Annotated in this window: 18 protein-coding genes; 12 read left to right on the forward strand and 6 right to left on the reverse strand. The window is 42.3% G+C overall.

From position 1 onward, the window contains the following. Window positions 1–60: 60 nt before the first annotated feature. The 3 genes from FCL54_RS19755 (at window position 61) to FCL54_RS19765 (ending at window position 2,873) form a co-directional block, all read left to right on the forward strand. Window positions 61–525, forward strand: a complete 465-nt coding sequence (locus tag FCL54_RS19755; RefSeq protein ID WP_138128678.1) for a hypothetical protein — start codon at window positions 61–63, stop codon at window positions 523–525. Window positions 526–721: 196 nt separating this feature from the next. Beyond that, complete coding sequence (locus FCL54_RS19760) at window positions 722–1,294, forward strand: DUF6241 domain-containing protein (RefSeq protein ID WP_138128680.1); 573 nt, start codon at window positions 722–724, stop codon at window positions 1,292–1,294. 154 nt (window positions 1,295–1,448) lie between these two features. Continuing rightward, window positions 1,449–2,873, forward strand: coding sequence for an outer membrane protein assembly factor BamB family protein (locus FCL54_RS19765; RefSeq protein ID WP_246055358.1), 1,425 nt, complete (start codon window positions 1,449–1,451; stop codon window positions 2,871–2,873). A gap of 60 nt (window positions 2,874–2,933) precedes the next feature. Here FCL54_RS19765 and FCL54_RS19770 read toward each other — a convergent pair whose 3' ends face one another. From FCL54_RS19770 to FCL54_RS19780, 3 genes are all read right to left on the reverse strand, one after another. Next, window positions 2,934–3,641 carry a gamma-glutamyl-gamma-aminobutyrate hydrolase family protein gene (locus FCL54_RS19770; protein WP_138128682.1) on the reverse strand — a complete coding sequence of 236 codons (708 nt, stop codon included), beginning with the start codon at window positions 3,639–3,641 and terminating at the stop codon, window positions 2,934–2,936. Window positions 3,642–3,811: 170 nt separating this feature from the next. Further along, window positions 3,812–4,696, reverse strand: coding sequence for a hydroxymethylglutaryl-CoA lyase (locus FCL54_RS19775; RefSeq protein WP_138128684.1), 885 nt, complete (start codon window positions 4,694–4,696; stop codon window positions 3,812–3,814). Then, entirely contained in the window at window positions 4,693–5,364 is a 672-nt protein-coding gene (locus tag FCL54_RS19780) for a GntR family transcriptional regulator (protein WP_138128686.1), read from the reverse strand. Before FCL54_RS19780 ends, FCL54_RS19775 begins: the two co-directional genes overlap by 4 nt. A gap of 218 nt (window positions 5,365–5,582) precedes the next feature. Between FCL54_RS19780 and FCL54_RS19785 the strand changes: the two genes are divergently transcribed. The 7 genes from FCL54_RS19785 to FCL54_RS19815 all read left to right on the forward strand — a co-directional run bounded on the left by FCL54_RS19785 (window position 5,583) and on the right by FCL54_RS19815 (window position 12,571). Beyond that, on the forward strand, window positions 5,583–6,791 hold the full coding sequence (locus FCL54_RS19785; RefSeq protein WP_138128688.1) for a CaiB/BaiF CoA transferase family protein: 1,209 nt from the start codon (window positions 5,583–5,585) through the stop codon (window positions 6,789–6,791). Window positions 6,792–6,804: 13 nt separating this feature from the next. Beyond that, complete coding sequence (gene leuC / locus FCL54_RS19790; protein ID WP_138128690.1) at window positions 6,805–8,229, forward strand: 3-isopropylmalate dehydratase large subunit; 1,425 nt, start codon at window positions 6,805–6,807, stop codon at window positions 8,227–8,229. Beyond that, complete coding sequence (gene leuD / locus FCL54_RS19795) at window positions 8,229–8,834, forward strand: 3-isopropylmalate dehydratase small subunit (protein ID WP_138128714.1); 606 nt, start codon at window positions 8,229–8,231, stop codon at window positions 8,832–8,834. Before leuC ends, leuD begins: the two co-directional genes overlap by 1 nt. 58 nt (window positions 8,835–8,892) lie before the next feature. Then, window positions 8,893–9,147: a hypothetical protein gene (locus tag FCL54_RS19800; RefSeq protein ID WP_138128692.1), complete on the forward strand. Its 255-nt coding sequence runs from the start codon at window positions 8,893–8,895 to the stop codon at window positions 9,145–9,147. Between the two features lie 63 nt (window positions 9,148–9,210). Then, a complete protein-coding gene (locus FCL54_RS19805) occupies window positions 9,211–10,653 on the forward strand; it encodes a sodium:solute symporter family protein (RefSeq protein ID WP_138128716.1) in 1,443 nt (480 codons plus the stop codon). 28 nt (window positions 10,654–10,681) lie between these two features. Further along, on the forward strand, window positions 10,682–11,926 hold the full coding sequence (locus tag FCL54_RS19810) for an MFS transporter (RefSeq protein ID WP_138128694.1): 1,245 nt from the start codon (window positions 10,682–10,684) through the stop codon (window positions 11,924–11,926). 48 nt (window positions 11,927–11,974) lie between these two features. After that, complete coding sequence (locus FCL54_RS19815) at window positions 11,975–12,571, forward strand: flavin reductase family protein (protein WP_138128696.1); 597 nt, start codon at window positions 11,975–11,977, stop codon at window positions 12,569–12,571. Between the two features lie 164 nt (window positions 12,572–12,735). Here the strand turns inward: FCL54_RS19815 and FCL54_RS19820 are convergent, their stop codons facing one another. Then, entirely contained in the window at window positions 12,736–13,611 is an 876-nt protein-coding gene (locus FCL54_RS19820) for an alpha/beta fold hydrolase (RefSeq protein WP_138128698.1), read from the reverse strand. Window positions 13,612–13,626: 15 nt separating this feature from the next. Continuing rightward, the gene (locus tag FCL54_RS19825) at window positions 13,627–15,294 is read right to left on the reverse strand and encodes a sodium:solute symporter family protein (protein ID WP_138128700.1); all 1,668 of its coding nucleotides are present in this window, start codon (window positions 15,292–15,294) and stop codon (window positions 13,627–13,629) included. A 1,169-nt stretch (window positions 15,295–16,463) separates the two neighbouring features. Between FCL54_RS19825 and FCL54_RS19830 the strand changes: the two genes are divergently transcribed. Next, a complete protein-coding gene (locus FCL54_RS19830) occupies window positions 16,464–19,172 on the forward strand; it encodes a S8 family serine peptidase (protein ID WP_138128702.1) in 2,709 nt (902 codons plus the stop codon). Window positions 19,173–19,228: 56 nt separating this feature from the next. Here FCL54_RS19830 and FCL54_RS19835 read toward each other — a convergent pair whose 3' ends face one another. Further along, window positions 19,229–20,332: an acyltransferase gene (locus tag FCL54_RS19835; protein ID WP_138128704.1), complete on the reverse strand. Its 1,104-nt coding sequence runs from the start codon at window positions 20,330–20,332 to the stop codon at window positions 19,229–19,231. A gap of 409 nt (window positions 20,333–20,741) precedes the next feature. Here FCL54_RS19835 and FCL54_RS24680 point away from each other — a divergent pair, with 409 nt between their 5' ends. Then, window positions 20,742–22,211: a C40 family peptidase gene (locus FCL54_RS24680; RefSeq protein ID WP_138128706.1), complete on the forward strand. Its 1,470-nt coding sequence runs from the start codon at window positions 20,742–20,744 to the stop codon at window positions 22,209–22,211. Window positions 22,212–22,665 lie beyond the last annotated feature (454 nt).

The raw sequence follows: 22,665 nt of genomic DNA on the forward strand, positions 1-22,665 counted from the left end.
AAACGGTTATACTGTTAATATCGTCCAATTATATAAAGAGAAAGTATTGGGGTGAATGTCATGAAGCGAAAACTTATTTTATTAGTAGTGGCATTATCTTTTGTCTTTGTCGGCGCAATGCATACAACGGTTGCCAAAACGTCCGGGGAAGAGACCAGCCAGAAAGAACCTGAAGTTACTTTGGAGTATGTAAAGAACAACCTGGAGCTGGATCAGTCACAAAAAGAGGTTAAGGATTTATTGGGAAGCCATTATTCGAAGGTAACAGGAGCGATGGAAAACACCGAGATGTGGCGTTATGATGTCGGGCTTGTAAAGGGATATACTCCCTACAATGTGGATGGCCTGGATGCAGTAGACGTGGAAGGGATCGCGAACGGAAAAATCAAAATGCAAATCTTAGTCGAATGGAACGAATATCGGCTCGTAAAGTCATATAGTGCATATTATTTAAATGAAGAAGACGGAAAAGTATGGGTGTATAGTGTGTATCCATTTGGCCCAAAAGAATATGCCGTAAACTGACTGCTGACCGGGATTATCCCGGTTTCTTATTTGAAAGGTAACGTAGTAACTGCGAAAAGCTTTTTAATTGAGCAAGTTATAAAATTTAGGTGGAATACACCTCACTGGTTCCATTTCTCTAAAAGGAATTATTAAAACGAACTAATAATGGCGCCCAATTCACAGCAAATAATGAAGATTTAAGGGGACAGTATCTATGATTAAAACTAAAAATTTAATTATAATTTTCACCACACTTATATTAATTTTTTGTGCGATTATGTATTGGATGATTGTTGAAGCGTCTGAAACCGTAAACGGAAAAGAAGATCCAAAAACGGAGCAAGCTGCCAAAAACTCAGAAAATGGATCGAACAAGGACGCACTCGATGAAATTGATGAACAGATCGATGCTGCAACCGCCACGACAACGGAAAATGAAGAGGACGGCGTGAAAAAAGCTATTCCAACCGAAGTGCAGTTTCAAGACGACCTTCATGCCATGACACACCAAAAGGTAAAGGCAGAAGAAAAGTGGGGGCATTTGAAAATTACGGAAGAACGCATTGATGAAATGCTGGACGTGCTCGATAAAGTAAAAGGAAAAAACGACTACAAGAATTTCGACTTTTATTATGATGTTTTAACAGAATGGAACAACGGAAATTTTGATAATGCAGTCCAGGCGCATAATCGGATCTGGAGCATGAATGGCGGAACGATCGGAAAAGCAACGAGGCTACTGACTGAAGAGGAAGAACAGGCATATATCAAGGAATACTTTAAATAAGCGGGTGTTTATACTCGCTTTTTTTTATGACCCTCAAATTTCAGCATAAAAAAGTCCACATATCCCCCGATGAGAACGAATTTTTTTATTTGATACTATTTATCTGTATACTTATGGGTATAAAACCTCAAAGAATAAAGGAGTGGAACATACTATGCCTGCTTATAAAAAGTGGCTGGCTTCGATGCTTGCTGTTATCCTCGCTTTTATCATGGGACAACCAGTGAACGCAGCAGACGAGAAGAAAATCGGTCCCGAAGAATGGACACAGTACCGGTTGAACTCGCAAAATAACCCGGTCTATAACGATGGAGAAGAAGTTGAGCTTGATACAACCTTCAAAACCGATAATCAAATTCGTTCCACCCCGGTGGTAACAGGGAACAATATTTATATAGGCAACCATGAATCTGGGATGATCTATTCTTATGACTTACATACGAAGGAACTTAACTGGAAGAACCAGGCTCCGAACTGGATTCACTCCGAATTGATCTCTTCAGGCGGTAAGCTGTTTGTCGGCTATGGTAACCGTTTTTACCAGAAACCTGGTTTGAGAGGAACGGAAGAGAGCGGCATTCTCTGCCTTGACGCTGAGAGCGGAGAGATTCTCTGGAATTTTAAAACGGATGGTGAAGTAATGCCAACCCCTGCTATATACAAAGATACTGTTTATGCTGTCACAGGGGATGAGCACCTTTATGCAATCAACCCTGAAACAGGAAAGGAAGAATGGAACCTTGAGCTCGGTTCGATCGTCAGTATGTCTTCCCCAAATATTCATAACGGTATCCTTTATGTCGGAGGATCTGATCCCTATCACTTTTATGCGGTTGACCTGGAAAAGCAAGAAATCAAGTGGGAGAAGGATTTTGAAGATGTGAAAATGGGACTGGATGATGTTCCAGCGGTTATTTACAACGATGAACTTGTTATAACTACCGCACTTGAAGGCGATATGGAAAAAAATCCTGAGCATATGATTTATGCGATGGACATAAAAACTGGCGAATTTGTCTGGAAAAAGAGTCTCGGTAAAGGCGAGATGGTTAAAAACAACAAATCTGGTGCACCGATGATTTATGAAGACCAGGTATTTGTCGGAAGCCCGATAACGAAAAAATATTATGCCTTGAACGCAGGGAACGGCGAAATAAACTGGAAGCATGAGACAGCTGTAAACAAAGCTCCTCCTGTGGCAGACAACGGAATCGTGTACTTTGTAAACACAAAAGGAATGGTTTCTGCATTTGATGTGAAATCCGGCGATCTGCTGGGCGAAAAAGAACTTGGCGGAAAGCTTGCTCCATCCGGTCCGATCATCATCAACAACAATCTTATCGTAGGAAGCCAGGACAGCAACGTGTACGTTGTTCCAACTTCACAGATCAAAAGTTCTTCTTCTGATGAACAAAAATCAGGAGAAAAGACTGAAGGCAAAGCTGATGAAGAAGCAGCAGCTAATGATACCGAAGCAGCCGACCAGGATGTCCCTGCAGGTAACTGGATATGGTATTTACTCATCATACTTCTCATCGGTTTTGGCATTTTCTTCTTCGCACGAAATCGTAAATCATAATTAATATGAAAAAGCTGATTCCTATGGAGTCAGCTTTTTTCTCTTATACGGGATCAAATGTTAATCCTTTTGTCTGCATGCTTCCACAAAGGCCCCGAAAATTTTCCTCGATATAGAATCGTTTTTTACTAAGTTTTCAGGATGCCACTGGACCCCAAGAACAAATCGGTGTTTCATACTTTCGATCGCCTCGACAACACCATCACTGGCCGTGGCCGAGACACTAAAGCCGGGGGCAGGATCTTTTACAGCCTGGTGGTGGAAGCTGTTTACTTTAAAGGAAAGCTTTCCTGCTATTTTTTCCAGCAAACTTTTCTCTTTTACCTTTATAAAATGAGATAAGTGGTCCCTTGGCGCTTTTTGTGCATGTTGTAAAAGTGGGGATTCGACCTGGCTATAAATGTCTTGATACATATTTCCGCCTGCTGCAACATTTAACATCTGAATACCTCGGCAGATAGCGAAAATGGGTTTGTTGGCCTCTAATGCTTTGTGGATCAAGAGTGTTTCTAGTTTATCCCGCTCAGGCCTGACTTCCCCGAGACCAGGAATTGGTTCTTCCCCAAAAAAGGTTGGATCAATATCAACTCCACCAGTTAAAAACAACCCGTCGATCTGTTGGATAATTTGAGTTAACAGTTCTTCCTGCTCCGTATAAGGGACGATAAACGGGATAGCACCAGCTCCTACGATCGAGTCCATGTTGTCCGTATGCAAACTGACCCTATTTTCAATAATAGGAGCGGTTACTCCGATGATTGGCTGCATGAAAAGCCTCCTTGTCGATAGTTCTTATAAACGAGTTTCAAATTATATAAGAATACTATTTTTTAAAAGCAGTAATATTACAACTGTTTAAAACAGGAGGTGATCTCAAAACTCTTAAGCTAGAAAAATGAAAAGCCGCCCACTATCTGAGCGGCTTCCTTTCTATACATTTATGCAATCCCAGCCTTCATCAACATACCATCCAGCGGCCGTCCCATGTAGTCTTCCATCCACTTTGCGGTATTAACCAGCTTTTCAAGATCAGCATTTGTTTCAATGCCCATTCCTCTAAACATATTGACCATATCTTCGGTACAAACATTTCCCACTGCTTTTGGAGCGAACGGGCATCCTCCCAATCCGGCGATGGAGGAGTCAAAGCGCCGGACACCTGCATTATAGCCTGCAAGCGTGTTGGCGAGTCCAAGCCCGCGTGTATTGTGGAAATGGAGTCCTAAGTTAAGATTTTCTCCAAAGGCATTCCTGAATGACTTGATGACAGATTCCACCTGTGATGGGTTAGCCATTCCCGTTGTGTCAGCAAGGGTGATCTCGCTGCATCCTGCATTTAAAAAAGCTTCTGCAGTTTTCAGCACTTTCTCAACGGGCACTTTTCCTTCGTAAGGGCAGCCGAATGCTGTTCCAAGAACGCCGGCTACTCCTTTGCCCGCTTCAGATCCTTCTCTGATTACCTTGCTTAATTCCTCCACACCCTGGTCTACTGTCCGTTTTGCGTTTTTTAAATTAAACGTGTCGCTTGTCGTTACGACTACATTGAGGAAGTCGACGTCTGTGTTCAACGCCCTGGTAAGCCCTGAACGGCTCAGCACAAGTCCCGCATAACGAACATCATCACGCTTTGGCAGCCTGCTCATCACTTCTTCTGCATCTGCCATTTGGGGAACTACTTTTGGATTCACAAACGAAACAACTTCAAATGTTCTGATTCCGGCATCGATTAACTTTTCGATTAGTTCGACCTTTGTTTCCGTTGAAACCAGTTTGGATTCATTTTGAAGGCCATCTCTCGGCCCGACTTCGCAAATCTCGATCACTGGGTATCCTCCTTTATGAGCTCTTTATTTTTTATGTCATCCAGATGCTTTAACACTTGATCACGCCCCTGGTAAATATGCTCTGTCATAGCGATTCGAGCGCGCTCACTGTCCCGGTTTTCAATTGCATCCAATAAAATATGGTGATAATCAAGAGAACGTCTTAGCTTGTCCTCTTTATACCAGTAAAAGGATCTGAAAATAAGCGGGACGACAACCACTTTGGAAATATGAAAATGGATATGTTGATTCCCGGATGTTTTTACGATCTCCTCATGAAACTGCTGGTTCGCTTCCACAATCTCTTTTATGATCGTTAAATCGTCTTCGGAATAGCGGTTGATCGCTTTCTCGTACTGGAGATTGTGCTCCGACATTCTTAATAGGTCGGCTTCCGTTCTGTTAACCGCTGCCTGTGAAGCCGCATAGCCCTCAAGCAAAGTCCTCAAATCGTAAATCTGGCGTATATCTTCTTTCGTAAAATGACGTACGCTGACCCCTTTTTTCAAAGGAACGATTAACCCCTCGGATTTCAACTGCTTGATCGCTTCCCGGATCGGCGTTCTGCTCAGCTTTAATTCACTTGCTAGATGCTCCTCTGTAAGCCGCATCCCCGGGTGATATTTACCATGTACAATCGCGTCTTTAATAAAATTGTATGCATTCATCCCAACACCTCATCTTGATTGTATACAATCATTCGGATATTATCAATATTTTCTAAAAATTTAGCCTTAAATACTACTAAAAGCACTATTTTTGGTACAAATGAAACGCTTTCAAAAAAGTTATTGATTTATTGTATACAGTTCTGCTAGTATTGTATGCAAGATTCAGAAACTTTAGATTTATCTTTCATTTTTGTTTTTTTACAGGAGGTAGGAACATGTCTGGACAGAACGAACGTATGCCATTGGAAAATCTGCGTGTTATTGAGCTGGGGACTTTATTAGCCGGCCCTTTTTCTGGAAGGCTGCTTGCAGATTTTGGGGCAGAGGTCATAAAAGTCGAGCCCCCTGGCAAGGCAGATCCGATGAGGAAATGGGGCAAGGAAAAGGACGGTACAGGTCTATGGTGGCCGATCCAGTCGAGGAATAAGAAATCGATCACGCTCAACTTACGTGAACAGGAAGGGCAGGATGTACTGAAAGAATTGGTCCGTGAAGCGGATATTTTAATAGAGAATTTCCGGCCGGGAACGATGGAGAAGTGGAATCTTTCCTATGAAGCTTTATCTGAAATCAACCCTAAATTGATCATGGTGAGGACTTCAGGCTTTGGACAAACAGGTCCGTACAAGGAGAGAGCCGGATTTGGCAGTGTGGGAGAGGCGATGGGAGGATTACGCTATGTGACAGGCTATGAGGACCGTGCGCCAACCCGGGTCGGAATCTCGATAGGCGATACGCTTGCCGCAATGTTTGCAACGATCGGCTGCCTTGTAGCAGTCAACGAAAGACACATCTCGGGAAAAGGCCAGGTAGTCGATACGGCACTATATGAATCTGTCTTTTCCGTGATGGAGAGCCTTATTCCGGATTACATGCTTGCCGGTTATGTCCGTGAACGAATGGGCAATATCCTTCCGGGTGTCGCGCCGTCAAACATCTATTACACAAAAGATGGCACGTATATCGTTATAGGAGCCAATGCAGACGGCGTTTTCAAAAGGCTTTGCGAGGCGATGGAACAGCCGGAACTTGCAGAGGACCCGAAATACAAAACACACGAGGCAAGAGGAAGAAACATGAAGGAACTGGATTTACTCATAGAGGAATGGACGAAATCCCTGCCGGCAAAGGATGCGTTAAAGGCGCTTGAGGAAAAGGGAGTCCCTTCCGGTTTGATCTACTCTGCAAAAGATATTGTAGAAGATCCCCACTATAAAGCGCGTGAAATGATTGTAAACGTAGACCATCCGGAGATCGGGGATTTCCCAATGCCGGGGGTCGTGCCAAAACTGAGCCGTACACCGGGGAAAATTAAATATCCTGGCGCAGAACAGATGGGAAAACATAACGAAGAAATTTACGGTGATTTGCTGGGCTTTACGAATGAAAAGCTCACATCTTTAAGAGAAAACGGAATTATCTAAGGAGGTGATCGGCTTGGGTAAAACAATGTATGAAAAAATATGGGACAGGCATCTTGTCCATGAAGAAAAAGGACAGCCTGGTATCCTGTATATCGATCTGCACCTGGTACATGAAGTCACTTCCCCCCAGGCGTTTGAAGGCCTGAGGGTCAGCGGGCGAAAAGTGAGGAGGCCCGATCTAACGTTTGCAACGATGGACCATAGTATCCCTACTCTCAACCGTTCTTTTCCTTTTAAGGATGAAGTGGCACAAAAGCAGGTGGAAGCACTCGACAAGAACTGCCGGGACTTCGAGATCGAGCTTTATGACTTGAACAGCAGGAACCAGGGGATTGTTCATGTTATTGCACCTGAGCTAGGACTGACGCAACCGGGACAAACGATTGTATGCGGGGACAGCCATACATCGACACACGGGGCATTCGGCGCGCTTGCTTTCGGTATCGGAACGAGTGAGGTTGAACATGTACTGGCAACCCAGACGTTAAAACAGTACAAGTCGAAAACGCTGGCGATCAACATAGAAGGTGAACTGCCGCAGGGAACAACTGCAAAAGACCTCATCCTATCGATGATCGGCAAGTTTGGCCATGATTTTGCAACCGGCTATGTTATGGAATACCGGGGAGACGCAATCAAGAAACTTTCGATGGAAGAACGGATGACTGTTTGCAACATGTCGATCGAGATGGGTGCACGTGCCGGGTTGATCGAACCCGATGAAACAACCTTCCATTACATAAAAGGCAGGCAGTTTGCACCGAAGGAAGAAGAATGGGAAGCGGCGATCCAGGATTGGAAACAGCTCTACTCGGATGCGGATGCATCTTTTGATGAGGTGGTAACGTTTAATGCGGAAGAAGTTACCCCGAAGGTCACCTGGGGAACGAATCCCGGTCAGGTGGCAGGAATTACAGAAAAGGTTCCTTCACCTGAGGAGTTGCCGGAAGACCAGCAGTTAGCAGCAAGAAAGGCGCTGGATTATATAGGGCTGAAGCCAGGTACAAGAATAGATGAAACACCAGTAGATGTAGTATTCATCGGTTCCTGCACAAATAGCCGGATAGAAGACCTGCGAAAAGCGGCGGAAATCGTAAACGGTTACAAAGTGGCTGAGAATGTGAGGGCGCTCGTTGTGCCCGGCTCGTATCAAGTGAAAAAGCAGGCTGAACAGGAAGGGCTAAGTGATATTTTTACCGAGGCCGGATTCGAGTGGCGAGAAGCGGGCTGCAGCATGTGCCTTGGGATGAACGAAGACATCGTACAGCCTGGTGAAAGGTGTGCATCAACCTCCAACCGAAACTTTGAAGGACGGCAGGGCAGAAAAGCCCGGACACACTTAGTTAGCCCTGAAATGGCTGCAGCGGCTGCTATAGAAGGTAAGTTTACTGATGTTAGAAACTGGAATGTCAAAAAGATAGAGGGGATCCGCCAATGATAAAGCCTTTTGATTCTCATACAGGAAAAGTCGTCCCTCTGGATGCGGCTAATGTTGACACCGATGCGATTATCCCGAAGCAGTTTTTGAAACGAATCCAAAAAACAGGCTTTGGCCAATTCCTCTTTTATGACTGGCGTTTTGAAGATGGAAAAGAGAACGAAGACTTCATTCTGAATAAGCCGGAGTACAAGGATGCATCGATCCTGCTCGCACGGAAGAATTTCGGGTGTGGCTCTTCCCGAGAGCATGCCCCTTGGGCGCTTGAAGATTACGGCTTCAGGGTGATTATTGCGCCTTCGTTTGCGGATATCTTTTATAATAACAGTTTTAAAAACGGGATATTGCCGATCTCTTTAGAAAACGAACAAATCAATTATTTATTCCAGCAGGCAGAAGATCCCGAGTATCAGCTGTCAATCGACTTGAAAAACCAGACTGTTAAGGGTTCCGATGGGTTTTCGGCATCGTTTGAAATCGATGATTACCGAAAGTGGATGCTGATGAAAGGCCTGGACGAAATTGGGTCCACGCTAATCAACGAAAATGAAATCGGTCAGTATGAGAAACAACATAAAATTTATTACACATCTTCTCGCTCTTAAGCAACTTAATTTTTTTGCCATTATTTTTTAGAATATTCAATCATAAGGAGGAAAAAGCATGCAAAACAATCGGGTGAAGGAACCGATTCAGAAAAAGTGGATTTGGATAGGTATGGTGTTGTTGATGCTTGCGATCGTGCCATGGTACTTCCCGAAAGGAACAGATGTGGCGATTGTACTGGGTTTTCCGTATTGGGCGCTTATCTCATTGTTCTTTTCACTGGTCTTATGTGGTTACTGCAGCTGGCTATGCTTGAATGAATGGAATATTGTTGAAGACCTTGAAGAAGCGAAAGAAGTAAAGGGGGAGTAGAAATTGGATTTAGCATTTTCAGGAACAGACGGGATTTTGATTCTGGCTTTTTATGCATTCGTCATGCTATTGATCGGTTACCTTTCTGGAAGGGGAAAGGATATTCATAACAGTTTATCGGGTTATTATCTTGCCGGTCGAAATTTAGGGATCATTGCGTTATTCTTTACGTTATATGCGACGCAGTATAGCGGAAACACCATCGTAGGATATACTCCTGCTGCTTATCGGACAGGCTTTTCCTGGCTTCAGTCGATCTCTTTTATGACCATTATTATAGGCGTTTACTTAATGTTTGCCCCAAGGTTGTATGTGATTGCAAAGCGTCAGAACTTTGTAACACCTACTGATTGGATCCATTACCGTTTTAAGTCGAACGCGGTGACGATCCTTAGTATTTTCTTGATGCTATGGGGACTCGGAAACTATTTGTTAGAACAGCTTGTTGCGATTGGTCAGGCGGTTTCTGGATTGACTGGCGGTACCATTCCATATCAGTTTGCCGTTATTGCCTTTGTACTCGTTATGCTGGTGTATGAGTGGATGGGCGGTATGAAGGCAGTTGCCTTTACTGACGTGATGCAGGGGATCGTCTTGATGATCGGAATCGTGGTCTTTCTCATCGGTGCGTTATATTTAGTAGGAGGGAACATGGGGGATGTGACTTCTTATATCGCCAGTACTGAACCGGCGAAGGTCGGCGTTCCACCGTTGGAAGGCTCGATCAACTGGTTTAGCATACTCATCTTAGTCGGATTTGGTGCGGCGATATATCCTCACGCTGTCCAGCGGATCTATTCATCCAAGAGTGAACGTACGTTAAAAAGGTCGTTTGCAAGAATGGCATGGATGCCTCCTGTAACAACCGGGCTTGTTTTTGTAATCGGAATCATTGGGATCATGATGTTCCCTGGACTTGATAAAGCGGGATCTGAGAAGCTCGTCGGAATGATGGCCAATGAGATCGCGGCGATTCACCCTATTTATTATTGGGCGATGGTGTTATTCTTCGGCGGAATCGTAGCTGCGATTGTTTCTACTGCTGACTCAGTGCTGTTGAGCTTTTCATCGATGCTGTCGAAAGATGTATATGGAAGGTTTATCAATGCAAATGCAACAGAACATAAGAAAGTAATGGTCGGAAAATTTGGCGGAATCGTCGTTGTTGCATTCTTGCTCTGGCTCGCATGGAATCCTCCGGCGACGCTGTATGAAATTTTCGTTTTGAAATTTGAGCTGCTCGTACAGGTAGCGCCGGCTTTCATCTTAGGGCTTTACTGGAACAAGCTCTCTGCTAAGCCAGTCTTCTGGGGAATGCTGATCGGGGCACTATTGGCCGGATTCATGACATTAACGGGCCATAAAACAGTTTTTGGTATCCATGGTGGTGTTATAGGACTGGGAATAAACTTCCTTATTGCCGTTGTAGGCTCTGTTGTAGTATCAGTATCCGCAGAACAAAAAACAGAAGTAGAGGAAATGACATCGTTAAAAGTGGAAGCATAGCAGTCTACTCTAAAAGAGATGATGTAAAATGAAGGTTGAAATGGTAAAGAACAAACAGATAGGCCTGGCAGGACCGTGGAAAATGCTGGTGTGGTTGTTGATCGCCCAGTTGATGGTCGCTTTTGTGGGACGTAGCCTCGGACCACTCGGGGTATTGATCGGAGAGGATCTGTCCCTTACAAAAGCCCAGATCGGGTTGCTGCCGGCCGCTCTTTTTCTTGGACAGGCGATCGCCTCCGTTCCCGCAGGGTTCATGGTGGACCGCTATGGCTCCAGGCCGCTTTTGTTAATGCTGTCCCTGTGCCTCGGCATAAGCTTCATGCTGATGACTTTGAGCTACCAATATTGGCTTGTCCTCCTTTTAATCGTTGTCGGTGGGATAGGTTATGGATCCATGCATCCGACCTCTAACAGAGGGATTATTTACTGGTTCTCTCAGAGGCAGCGCGGTACAGCGATGGGAATCAAACAAATGGGCATCACATTAGGTTCTGCTCTTGCCGGCTTCCTGCTTTTGCCGCTTGCAGCAACTCATGGCTGGCGTCCTGTTCTGGTTGCCGCCGGAGCAGCATTGCTGGTAACTGGCTTTTTAGCCTATTTTTCCTACAGGGATCCGTCCGGGATAAACGGAAATAAAAAAGAAACGTCGATTAAATCCTTTTACATGTCTTTATTGAAAATGACCCGTCATAAATCATTGATGCTTGTCAGTTTAAGTGCCTTATGCCTCAATGGGTCACAAATGTGCCTGAACACCTATATCGTTTTGTTCGCCTATGAGAAGATAGGGATCAGTTTATTTTTAGCCGGAATTTTATTTGTTATCTCCGAAATCAGCGGCTCAGCAGGAAGAATCGGCTGGGGGATTATCAGTGACCGTTTCTTTAATGGAAAAAGGCTTATTATTCTCATCATGATCGCTGTACTGACCGCTGCAGCGAGCCTTGCAGTCGCTTTTTTGCCTGAAGGAACTTCGTTTTTCGCCCTTGTGCCGATTATCATTGTCTTTGGCTTTGCCGTTTCTGGCTTTAATGGCATCTGGATGAATTTAGCCTCTGAGCTGGTTCCAAGAGAGCAAGCGGGTTTATCGAGTGGGTTCAGTATTATGCTTGGATCGATGGGCGTCATCTTAGTTCCGCCCCTGTTTGGATTTATGGTAGACCAGAGCGGTAGCTACACTGCCGGCTGGATCACGATCACGTCATTGATGGGCGTGGTGCTGACATTGTTATCAACCCTGTTTATCATAGAAAAGAGGAGTAAGACGATTTAATAGAGATGAAACAATAATAGTAGATAGAGAGATAAGGAGAGAAGAGCCATGCAATTTGATCCAAAACAGCTTGCCACGAAAGAAGTATATAAATTATTAACAGGTTCCGTTGTACCAAGACCGATTGCCTGGGTGTCGACACTATCAGAAGAAGGAGACCTGAACCTGGCTCCGTTCAGCTTTTTTACAGTAGCTTCCAGACAGCCGCCGATGCTCTGTATATCGATCGGTCCCGGAGTTGGAGAACGGGAAGGAACGGTCAAAGATACGCTAACCAATATCCGATCCCAGGAAGAGTTTGTGATCAACATCGTCCCTTCTGCTTTAGGGAACCCGATGCAGAAGAGCTCGGAGAACCTGCCGAGTGAAGTGAATGAGTTTGAGGCTGCAAACCTAACTCCGATCGACAGCAGTATCGTAAAACCGAAAAGGGTGAAGGAATCCCCGATCCAAATGGAATGCAAGCTTAACCAGATTATCCAGCTTGGAACCGACCATCTGGTGATCGGTGAGATGGTACTCTATCATATCGAAGAGGATTACTACTTAGGCAACTATAAAGTGGATTTTGAGAAACTGCGCCCACTTGGCAGGCTTGCCGGAAACTATAGTGAGAGCACGGAGTTTTTTACACTGCCGAGATAGTGACTAGCAAAGGGTTTTTGGAATAAAAAAGGAAGGAGCTACCGATATAGGTCTCTCCTTCCTTTTTGCTTTATATGTCCTTCTTCACGGCTGGACCAATATCTTCTCCAATCCTGCTAAATTATGAGAAGCAGCCTTACTCCCTATGAGCCAGCCAATCAAAATCAACTAAACTTATTCTCCTTAACAAACTCAGTAATATGCTCCAATACAACTTCCCGTTCATCCTTAAACACACTATGGCTGCTGTTTTCCAGTACGATAAATTGGCTATCTTTGAGTTGTTGATGGATGAGTTCATTTTCTTCCACCGGTGTAATCCAGTCATGTCTGCCTGCTATTACGAGAGTCGGTACGAAAATCCCAGTTAAATCGTTAATTAAGTCAAATTCCCTCAAGAATCCGCCAAATCCATTGTTGAGAGCCTGATAAGATCTTTTCACGTCAGGCTGGACTTGAACGGGATTCGATTCGGTTGCAGAAGTTGCTGTTACAGAATAAAGAGGTTCCATTACTTCATAATAGCGATTCAATTGTTCGGTAGATTCAAATTTTCCTTCCCATAATACACTGGCCATTTCTTTCTGTTCCGGTGTTCCGTTTTCTTCGACATAACGCTTCGCTTTTTCGATGAAACGATAGCTTGGAGAAGTGGTGACTAAGATTAACCCTTCAAGATTTTCCTCGTACCGTAATGCGTAAGACATAGCGACCATACCTCCATAAGAGTGCCCTAGCAACCATATTGTTTCTAAACCAAGGTAGTCCCTCAACGCTTCGATGTCCTCGACATTGTTTTCCAGTGTATATGTCTCAGGCGATGCTTCTTCAGAGAAACCGCTGCCTCTATTGTCGATATAAACGAGCTGCATCGTTTTGGTAAGTTCATTAAGATAAGGCTTGAAATTTCCATGGGTTCCGCCGGGTCCTCCATGAAGCACAAAACAAACCGGTTTCTTTTTAAGTACTTCATTATCTTTTACGTATCCAGCGCCATCGATATCAAAAAATAGCTTTATTCCGTTTACGGTAGCATACATAATAATCCCTCATTTCTACTGTTCTGATTTTATATCACTACTTTTTTCTTCATACATCCCCCTTCGTTTATTAGGTAAAATATAGATCGTCAACATGACAAGACTGAAGATAAGAGCCAAAATCGTTAACACGATCAACGGTGTCCAGAGGGATAATGAAGTAAGTCCCAGCAAGAACAAAACATAAATCCCCGCCACTACTAAAAGGAATGTATAATCTTTTCCTTCCACTGCTTTAAAAGCAAACAAGTTGCCTTTTTCCACATTTTCTCTGGTTAACAAACTGCCAATAACAACCCCGGCTATGGAAAAGAGAATCCCGATAATTACAGGATCAAGAGGAGGATGCGTGACTTCTGCAACAATGGTAGCAACACCTCCGAGTAACAACCCGAGCATCGCTCCGCCAGCATTCGCACGCTTCCAATAGATGCCGATAATAATCGGGGCGAAGGTTGCTCCTGCAAAGATGTGCATCGTTACCAATAACAACTCCATGATCGACGGGGTGAAAATAGCAGCGACGGTACTAAGAGCTCCGATTACAACCAATGTGATCCTGGTAATCGTGATCGATTGTTTTTCTTGAATCGGTTGTCCCGTACCTTTTTTGCCACGTTCATAAATATCTCTTGAAACATGGATTCCAGCACTCAGCAAATTAGAATCGACCGTGGACATACAAGCTCCAAGGATTCCTGTCACAATCACCATGCCTACCCATGGATTGATCACTTCCATCGCGAGCATCGGAAAGACGGTTTCAGGGTTATCAAGCGCTGGTGTGATAGCCTGGCCGATCACACCGACAAGCGCAAGGCCAAACGCCATAAAGAGAGCGACAAACAGAACCATCAACAGACTGATACGCTGGATGACTTTTTCACTTTTCGCAGCATAAACTCTTTGCATTTGCGTTTGCGAAATGGTGTTAAGCGGCATAAAGGTAAATGCCCATGCGATGACCATTATAAAAGTCATGCCTTCTGTAAAACTCAAAACTTCCCCGCCAAGCGTCCTTGAAAGCAGGTCAGCTCCATTTAATGTCGCATTAAATATATTGGCATCTGCAGACATAGCCTGGAATCCAAACAAAATAACAAGTACCAGGCCGGCGATCATGATCATTGATTGTACCCAGTCCGTTAAAGCAACCCCCATCAAACCGCCAAAAGCGGTATACAAAATCGTTACGACCGAAGTGATTAATATCGCGACGGTTGTATCGATCCCTAAAATCGAATTCAAAATGACCCCAACGCCTAAAATACTTCCTCCAGCTCCGCCGATTAAAGCGACTAATGAAAAAAGGGTAGTCACTAAGGCTACCGGACGGGAGTATCTTAACTCCATCATGTCGGGAAGGGTGAACACCTCATGTACCGAAGCAATGCGCCTGAGTTTTCCGGAAATAAAAAACAGTACAAAGTAAGCAGAACCAGCAGCAACCAATAACCATGTCATCGAAAATCCATCGTTATAGACCATACCGCTGAATCCCATGTACGTATTCGCCCCGACAACCGTAGAAAAGATCGTCGTGAACAGGACACCTGAATTCATCTTATTTGAAGCAACATAAAAATCAGACCGGGTTTCCTGCCTCTTTGAAACCCAAACACCAATGACCACCAGAACAACGAGATAAAATAACGGAATGACATAAGGCCAACTAAAATTCAACAAACCACTCCTTTAAAAGTAAAATATGTGATTAATTGACAATATTCGATTTCCGAAATAAATCTCCTTCAATTTTTGAATATTGAGAAAATACTCCTACTGTCTAAAAAAGCGGCTAATGGTAATAGGAAGAAAGGTTGGAAGAATAGCAAAATTTCATATCAAGGTACAAAAAGAAAGGGATTCATCACGAAATCCCTTCCTAGATTCTTCTTATACAGCCTTCTCAACAGCCGTGTCCCGCATACTTTATCCTCTTTACGCCCTTCATTTTAATAGATGGAACCGTCACAACATACTGATTATACGGCAACAGATGAATCGCTTTTATAATCGGGACTAAGGTGCCTGGCACCATAAATGGACAACTGATCATTTACGATGAACAGTTGTTAGTTACTATTATACTAAGTAAATTATACTAATTATATTACTTTTTATGGTATTGTTAGTAATTTTTATATGGTAATATTGTAGAAGGGTGTATAAATTTTACATATTATAGGGGGTGCACATGAAAAAATGTAGTCGATAGTCCTGGTTATTTTTTTGTTGCTTTTGTATTTGAAGCAAATGCGAGCGAAGTAAAAAGGCTGGGCCGATTTAAGACTCGCTTATAGGTAACTAACTTGCAATTGTTTTTGTCTGTGACTCCGTTAGCCTTACAAAAAATGTGATATCTTGCTTACTCCTCCTGTTTGATTAACAAGTTCAACAAAAGAGGGAGTTAAACGCATTAATGCCTCAGAGATTGTGCTTGACAGAGGAACGGGTAATGACTTTTACCGTTTCCGATACTCATTGTGTAACATCCCTATCCAATTCTGCTTACTCGTAAAATTAGTATTTCAGAACCTATTAATACATAGATAACAATTTAAGATTTGCTTTATTCCCGGATGAAGAACGTGGTTTCGGAGAAGAAGTGGAAGGAAAGCTCCCTGATTCTTAACGTTTTAGCGGTGTGGCAAAGGAAAACACGAAGAAATTTTAAACAAATTGCTGATACATTAATCAAATTGGTAACAGAGTAATTTTACTAGGTTCCTTAACTTTCACAGGCACACTGAAAACCGACAATGAAATCTCTTAAATATTCAAAAACGTATTAAATCGTTTTAATAGCAAGTTATAGGCTTAAACAATTTACATATTTAGGGGGAAAGTAAATGAAAGCTATTCTACTGAGGATTCTGCTAGCATCTGTACTAGTTGTTCCTGTGTTCAATCCTTCCGTCACAATGGCTGAATCATCTGTCGCAAATAAGACGGTAGATCAGAAAATGGTTAAACAGGCATTTGATCAATTAAAAGATACAAACAAGGATTCTTTATCAGTGGGGAAAATGAATGTGGATAAAGAAAAACTCCAAGAAAGTGCAAAAAAGGTTAAAGAGAACCAGAGAATAAGAACAGAAAAAGTAAAAAACCTCATTGAAAATACCACTGACTTTAAAGGTTTTCGAGAAAAATATAAAAAGAAAGAAAAAGAAAAGGCATTTAATATTTCTAACATAGACCAAAAAGATGTCGATAATAGGCAGATTCTCATCAGGTTAAAAGACGGGCATGAGATAGATGTAAAGTCACTGGGACTAGAATCAATCCAGACATCAGCTATTATGAATGAAAAGGGATACAGAATAGTAAAGGTTCCTGTGTCTAAAGACTATGATAATATTCTTACACAACTAAGAAACCATCAATCTATCATAGAGGCAAACCCTGACTATATTAATAAGACTGATTATGTTCCAACTGACCCCTATTACAGTAGCCAGTGGCATCTGAAAAAAATTAATATGCCTCAAGCATGGGATATTACTAAGGGCTCCTCAGAAGTTGTTGTTGCAGTGCTTGATAGCGGTGTAAATGCTTCTGTACCTGATCTGCAGGGAAGGGTTTTACCAGGTTATGACTTCGTGAATAACGATGCTGATGCTGCCGATGATAATGGGCATGGTACGCATGTAGCGGGTATTATTGCAGCCAATACTAATAATATAGGTGTTACAGGTATTGATTTCAAAGCGAAAATTTTGCCTGTAAAAGTTGCAGATGCTGACGGGCGTATATCCTTATCTGATAGCATCAGTGGTATTTATTATGCGATTGATCAAGGGGCAGATATTATTAATATGAGTTTTGGCGGGTATTATTATGACCCCGGGCGCGAGGACGCACTCTGGGAGGCATACAACAAAGGAATTGTTACTGTAGCGGCGGCAGGTAATGAAGGAGTTTCAGATTGGTCATATCCTGCTGCGACTCCTCCTGTTATTAATGTTTCTTCCACCGACGAAAATGACTTCGTTTCCTGGTTTTCTAACTACGGAGACTGGATAGATATATCGGCTCCAGGAGAGAATATTCTCAGTACAAATATGACGGGTTCTTACAGTGGAGGAGATGGAACTTCGTTTTCTACACCGATCGTAACCGCGATTGCTTCTTTAATAAAAGGATATCATCCTGACTGGAACCCCGCTCAAATTGAATGGGCGATTGAAAACAATGCAGATATGGTGAACGGGACTTACGAGTGGTCTAATAAATACGGATTTGGAAGAGTGAATGCATATAAGACACTGAACAATAACCTACCAACGATTCAAAATGATGCTGGTGACTATGTTTCAACTGCTACCCAAATATCCAAAGATCAAAAATTGTCACACAAAATGGATCTTCCAGGAGATTTTGATGTCTTTAAGTTTGTTATTTCAGAAAGTGCTGAAACAACTATTACATTAAGTAATGTACCGGGAAATATTGATTTAGTTGGAATTCTTCATAGCGATAATTTGGTAAATAACCTGGTGATAGATGATAATATCAAAGGCCAATCGGAAACTTTAACATTCTATGCAGAGCCTGGGACCTATTATTTCGCTGTCTATGATTATTTTAATCATTGGTCGAGTAAAGGATATAATATAGACTATACAACCAATTCTGTTGATAGCCCAGTTGTGTATACAGAACAAGAGCCGAACGATTCAATGGGACTTGCAGATCCCATTCCATATGACGGTATAGGTACAGGTTATTTCCAAACCTATGAAGATTACGATTTTTTCCGTACTAGCCTTCCGTATAACGGAGATATCATAATCACGACTGCGGTAAGCAACAATGCATATTATAATGATCCGATCGCCATGTTGTTTGATGAATCTGGCAATTATATTGATGTTGCAAACATAAATGTAGATTCTGATAGCGAATTAAAATACAACGTTGAGATATTTGAAAATGTCAATCAAGGAACCTATTATGTTGTTCTTGCAAACTATGAAAGTTATTCAGATTCTGTAAATCCTTACCTTTTTAATATAAATTACAACGGACCGATCAACAGGTTTAGTGATGTTACGCAATATAAAGAAGAAATTAACTACCTGGCAGAAAGAGGAATTATAAAAGGATATGATGATGGGACATTTAAGCCACTTGAACCAGTAAAACGACTCCAAGCAGTACAAATGATTCTTCGTGAAATGGGAGTTAATGTTACTAATGCTCCAAATCCAAATTTTTCAGATATGCAACCCGGTGACTATGGATATGACGAAGTAGCAAAAGCGGTAGAACTTGGCATTATTAAAGGAAAAGATGGAAAGTTTAACCCTTGGGGAGAGCTAACCCGTGCACAGATGGCTAAGATTCTAGTAAAAGCATATGAGTTACAGGGAACTTATTCAAAGGATTTTAATGATGTTCCAAAAACCTTCTGGGCATATAGCTATATCAGTGCACTTGCAGCGAATGGAATTACAACGGGTTATTCTGATAATACTTTCAGACCAAACAACAATATCTCAAGACAACACTTCTCTGTATTTATGGCAAGGTATTTAAACCCTAATTTCAGGTAGAATGAAAAGCGTAATCTCCCAACTTCGGTGAGATTACGCTTTCCTTTTTACGTTTATTATACAGCCTTCTTCACAACCGTGGCTCTGGATACTTTCTCTTTTCTACCATTCTTTTTATTAGATGGCACCGTCACAACATACTCATTATACGGCAACAGCTGAATCGCTTTTATAATCGCGATTGAAGCGAATAACACAGCCAAAAATACTAATGGAAAATATCTTGTTGTCCATATCCATTCCGGCATGGCCTTGGACATGAAGTATATGACTAATGGATGGACAAGGTATATTCCCATGGACAATGTTCCAATTGCAGATAAAGCTCCGTGAATCCACTTGCTACTTTTCACAAGTTCATAAATGCCGATAGCTGAGACAGCCAACAACGGGATGTTGATAAAGTTTGTCGGCCGGTTAGAAGCGATGGCCCCGGCCTGGTTATATTCACAGACTGCTCCGATAACAATCACGACTACAGTGGTAAGGATCAACTTTAGATGTTTCTTTGAAAACTTTGATATAAACTCCCAGTGATAGGCTAAAAACCCACCGAAAATGAAGAAGAAAATCCATTTTGGCAAAAACGCACGCTGGCTAATGATTTGTTCCCATGTTCCGGATGTTTCCCCTGAAGAAAAGGAATTTAGGAAGTAAAGGTTAACGCCAACAGATACAGCAAGCAACAACCACCAGCTCAACTTAGAGCGGAACATCTGCAAAAGCGGGAACAGCAGATAAAACTGGAAAACGATCGACATAAAATACAGATGATAAAAGCTGTTTCCTAAAGAAAAGTCGATTAAAAACTGTTTCCCGTCTTCCATAAGCGGAACCCCTTCAAAATAATACAAAAGCAAAAGGTAAACAACACTCCAGATAAAAAACGGAGCCCCTATCTTAGTAAAGCGTGATTTCATAAATTTTTTAAAATCAAACCCTCGTTTCCTAACCTGGTAAAACAGCAAGAAGCCGCTGATCAAAGCGAAAATCGGCGTGCCAAACCTTCCGATCTGGTTAAAAAAGTATGTGAAATCGTTGAACTGCCCCTGCTGGTAATAATAAGTCGCAGAAACATGGACCAGCAAAACTAACAAACACGCTATCGCACGAAGGAAGTGTATCTCGTATAAATAAGTTCTTTTATTTGTCTGGTTCATTTTAAACACATCCTTTTCTAGAACAAAATTGATTATAGCGGATATTATTGAACAAAACGGTAACAACAACGTGAAAATTATGTAACAGAGCGCTTTTTTACTGGTAGGAGTGGCGAAACATGGATAACGATCCAGCGTGTTCCTGACAAAAAGAAGTTTCGCAGCAGGTTGAAGAGTTAGCGGGGACTTAATCAAAACCAAATGAAACTGTAACGTTAAAGTAAAAAAAACTCAAAGATTCCTCCTGTTTGTAGAACAACAAGGTTTAACAATTTTTTTATAATTTTTTTGGTAAGATTGTAGGAGTTTTTCCAAATGTGTAGAAATAAACTATGAAACATCCAAAAATGGTAAAATTTTATACATTCTTGTCCGATAAAAAAGAAAGATTACTTTCAGGGAGGGTATTATGAAGAGGACGAATGGGGTAGTTAAAAAGCTTGTCGTTGGTTCTGCGTTTGCCGGTGTTATGTTGGCTGCTCCTGCCATAGGGGAGGCTGCACTAGGCGACCAGGTTCTTGAACGGGGAGATTCGAACAGTGATGTAAAGGAACTTCAGGATTTGCTAAAGAGCAAAGGGCACTTTCATTACCATACTTCTACAGGATATTTTGGTCCGATCACACAGGAGGCAGTTAAAAGCTTTCAGCGTGATTCTAGCATCTCTGTAACAGGTAGAGCGGACACAGCAACTTTCCGGGCACTTGGTTTAAATGTAAAAGAGGTACAGAGCCCGACTTCTAATGATGTTGTTTTAAAGCGCGGATCCCACGGGCAGCTGGTTTCCAACATGCAGGGCAAGTTAAAGGCATTAGGGCATTATACTGGAAAAATTGATGGCATATTCGGCCCCCTTTCTGAGAGTGCGGTTCGTTCTTATCAAGCTTCAAAGGACCTGGCAGTGACAGGAGTTGCTGACTCAAGAACACTCGAATTACTAAACGGTTATAATGAAGCGGTAGAAAAACCAGAAGAACCAACAAAAACTGATGATAAAGCACCTGCCCAAACTCAGGAATTGAAAATAGGATCAAGAGGGAAAGCGGTAGGAGATTTACAAGAAAGACTAAAAGCAAGAGGTTACTATAACTATAATGTGGACGGCATTTTTGGTCCGATTACCCAAAGAGCAGTTAAGGAATTCCAGGAAGTTAACGGGTTACCTTCAACAGGTGTGGCCGATCAAAAGACGATGGAAGCCTTAAGCCAGCCGACTCGTAAAGAAAAAACTTCCCCGGCCCCTGTCGTACAGAAGCCCGAAAAGGAAGCAAGCGATGTATTGCAGTTAGGCATGGAAGGACCATTAGTAACTGAGTTGCAAAGCAAGCTAAAAGATGCCGGGATGTTTCATCAACAACCTACAGGATATTTTGGCCCGATTACAGAGAAAGCGGTGAAGGACTTTCAACAAAAGTACGAACTGCCGGTTACCGGTGTGACTTCTCAAGAAATGTGGTATGTGCTCAATTCTCTTAAATATACAGAGGAGCAGCCGGTAAAATCAAATCAATCCTCTTTCAGTATCATGGATCTTGTGGCAGATGCGGGTGATTATATAGGAGTGCCGTATACCTGGGGAGGAAACACACCAGAACAGGGCTTTGACTGCAGCGGATTCCTTGTTTACGTGTTTAAAAAACAGGATGTTAACCTGCCGAGGACAATGGCACAAATGTGGGAAGTCGGTAAGCCTGTTAGCAGTCCGAGTGTAGGAGATATTGTATTCTTTGAAACATATAAGTCCGGTGCTTCTCATGGCGGGATCTATATCGGGAATAATAAGTTTATACATAGTGGGTCTTCCTCTGGAGTAACTATTAGTAATATGACGAGTAGTTATTGGAAGCCTAGGTATCTTGGGGCGAAGAGGATGCATTAGAGCAAAGGAAAAAAGAGTGTTGGTTTGAAACTAACACTCTTTAAACATAATATCGGAAGCGTTTTCAACTAAGTGTATTAGTGGGTTCAAAAAACTAAAATAAGCAACAGTTTAATCCAGCCGAAAAACGAAATCCAGAGTGGAATGCTTATAGTGGTTCCCCAAAAGAAACCAAGTGCCATATTTCCATTTTCTCTCATAATCGTTTCTCCTTTCGTGGATATTAGGAAAAATAATGATAACCCTAATATAAAGTATTCTAGTTTAAACAACCGTCGAACTGTATACGATTTTTATAAAAGTATTGTCGAATTTTAAAATAGTATACCCACAATACGGAAGAATTATTCCAAATATAAAAGGGGCTGACCCAAAAGGATAAAGTATCCTTTTGAAGGTCGCCCCTTCTTTTTTCGCTGAAAACATAAAAGAACCGTCCTTTTTCTGTATAATT

It is taken from the genome of Exobacillus caeni, assembly GCF_005747095.1.
Lineage (GTDB): Bacteria > Bacillota > Bacilli > Bacillales > Guptibacillaceae > Exobacillus > Exobacillus caeni.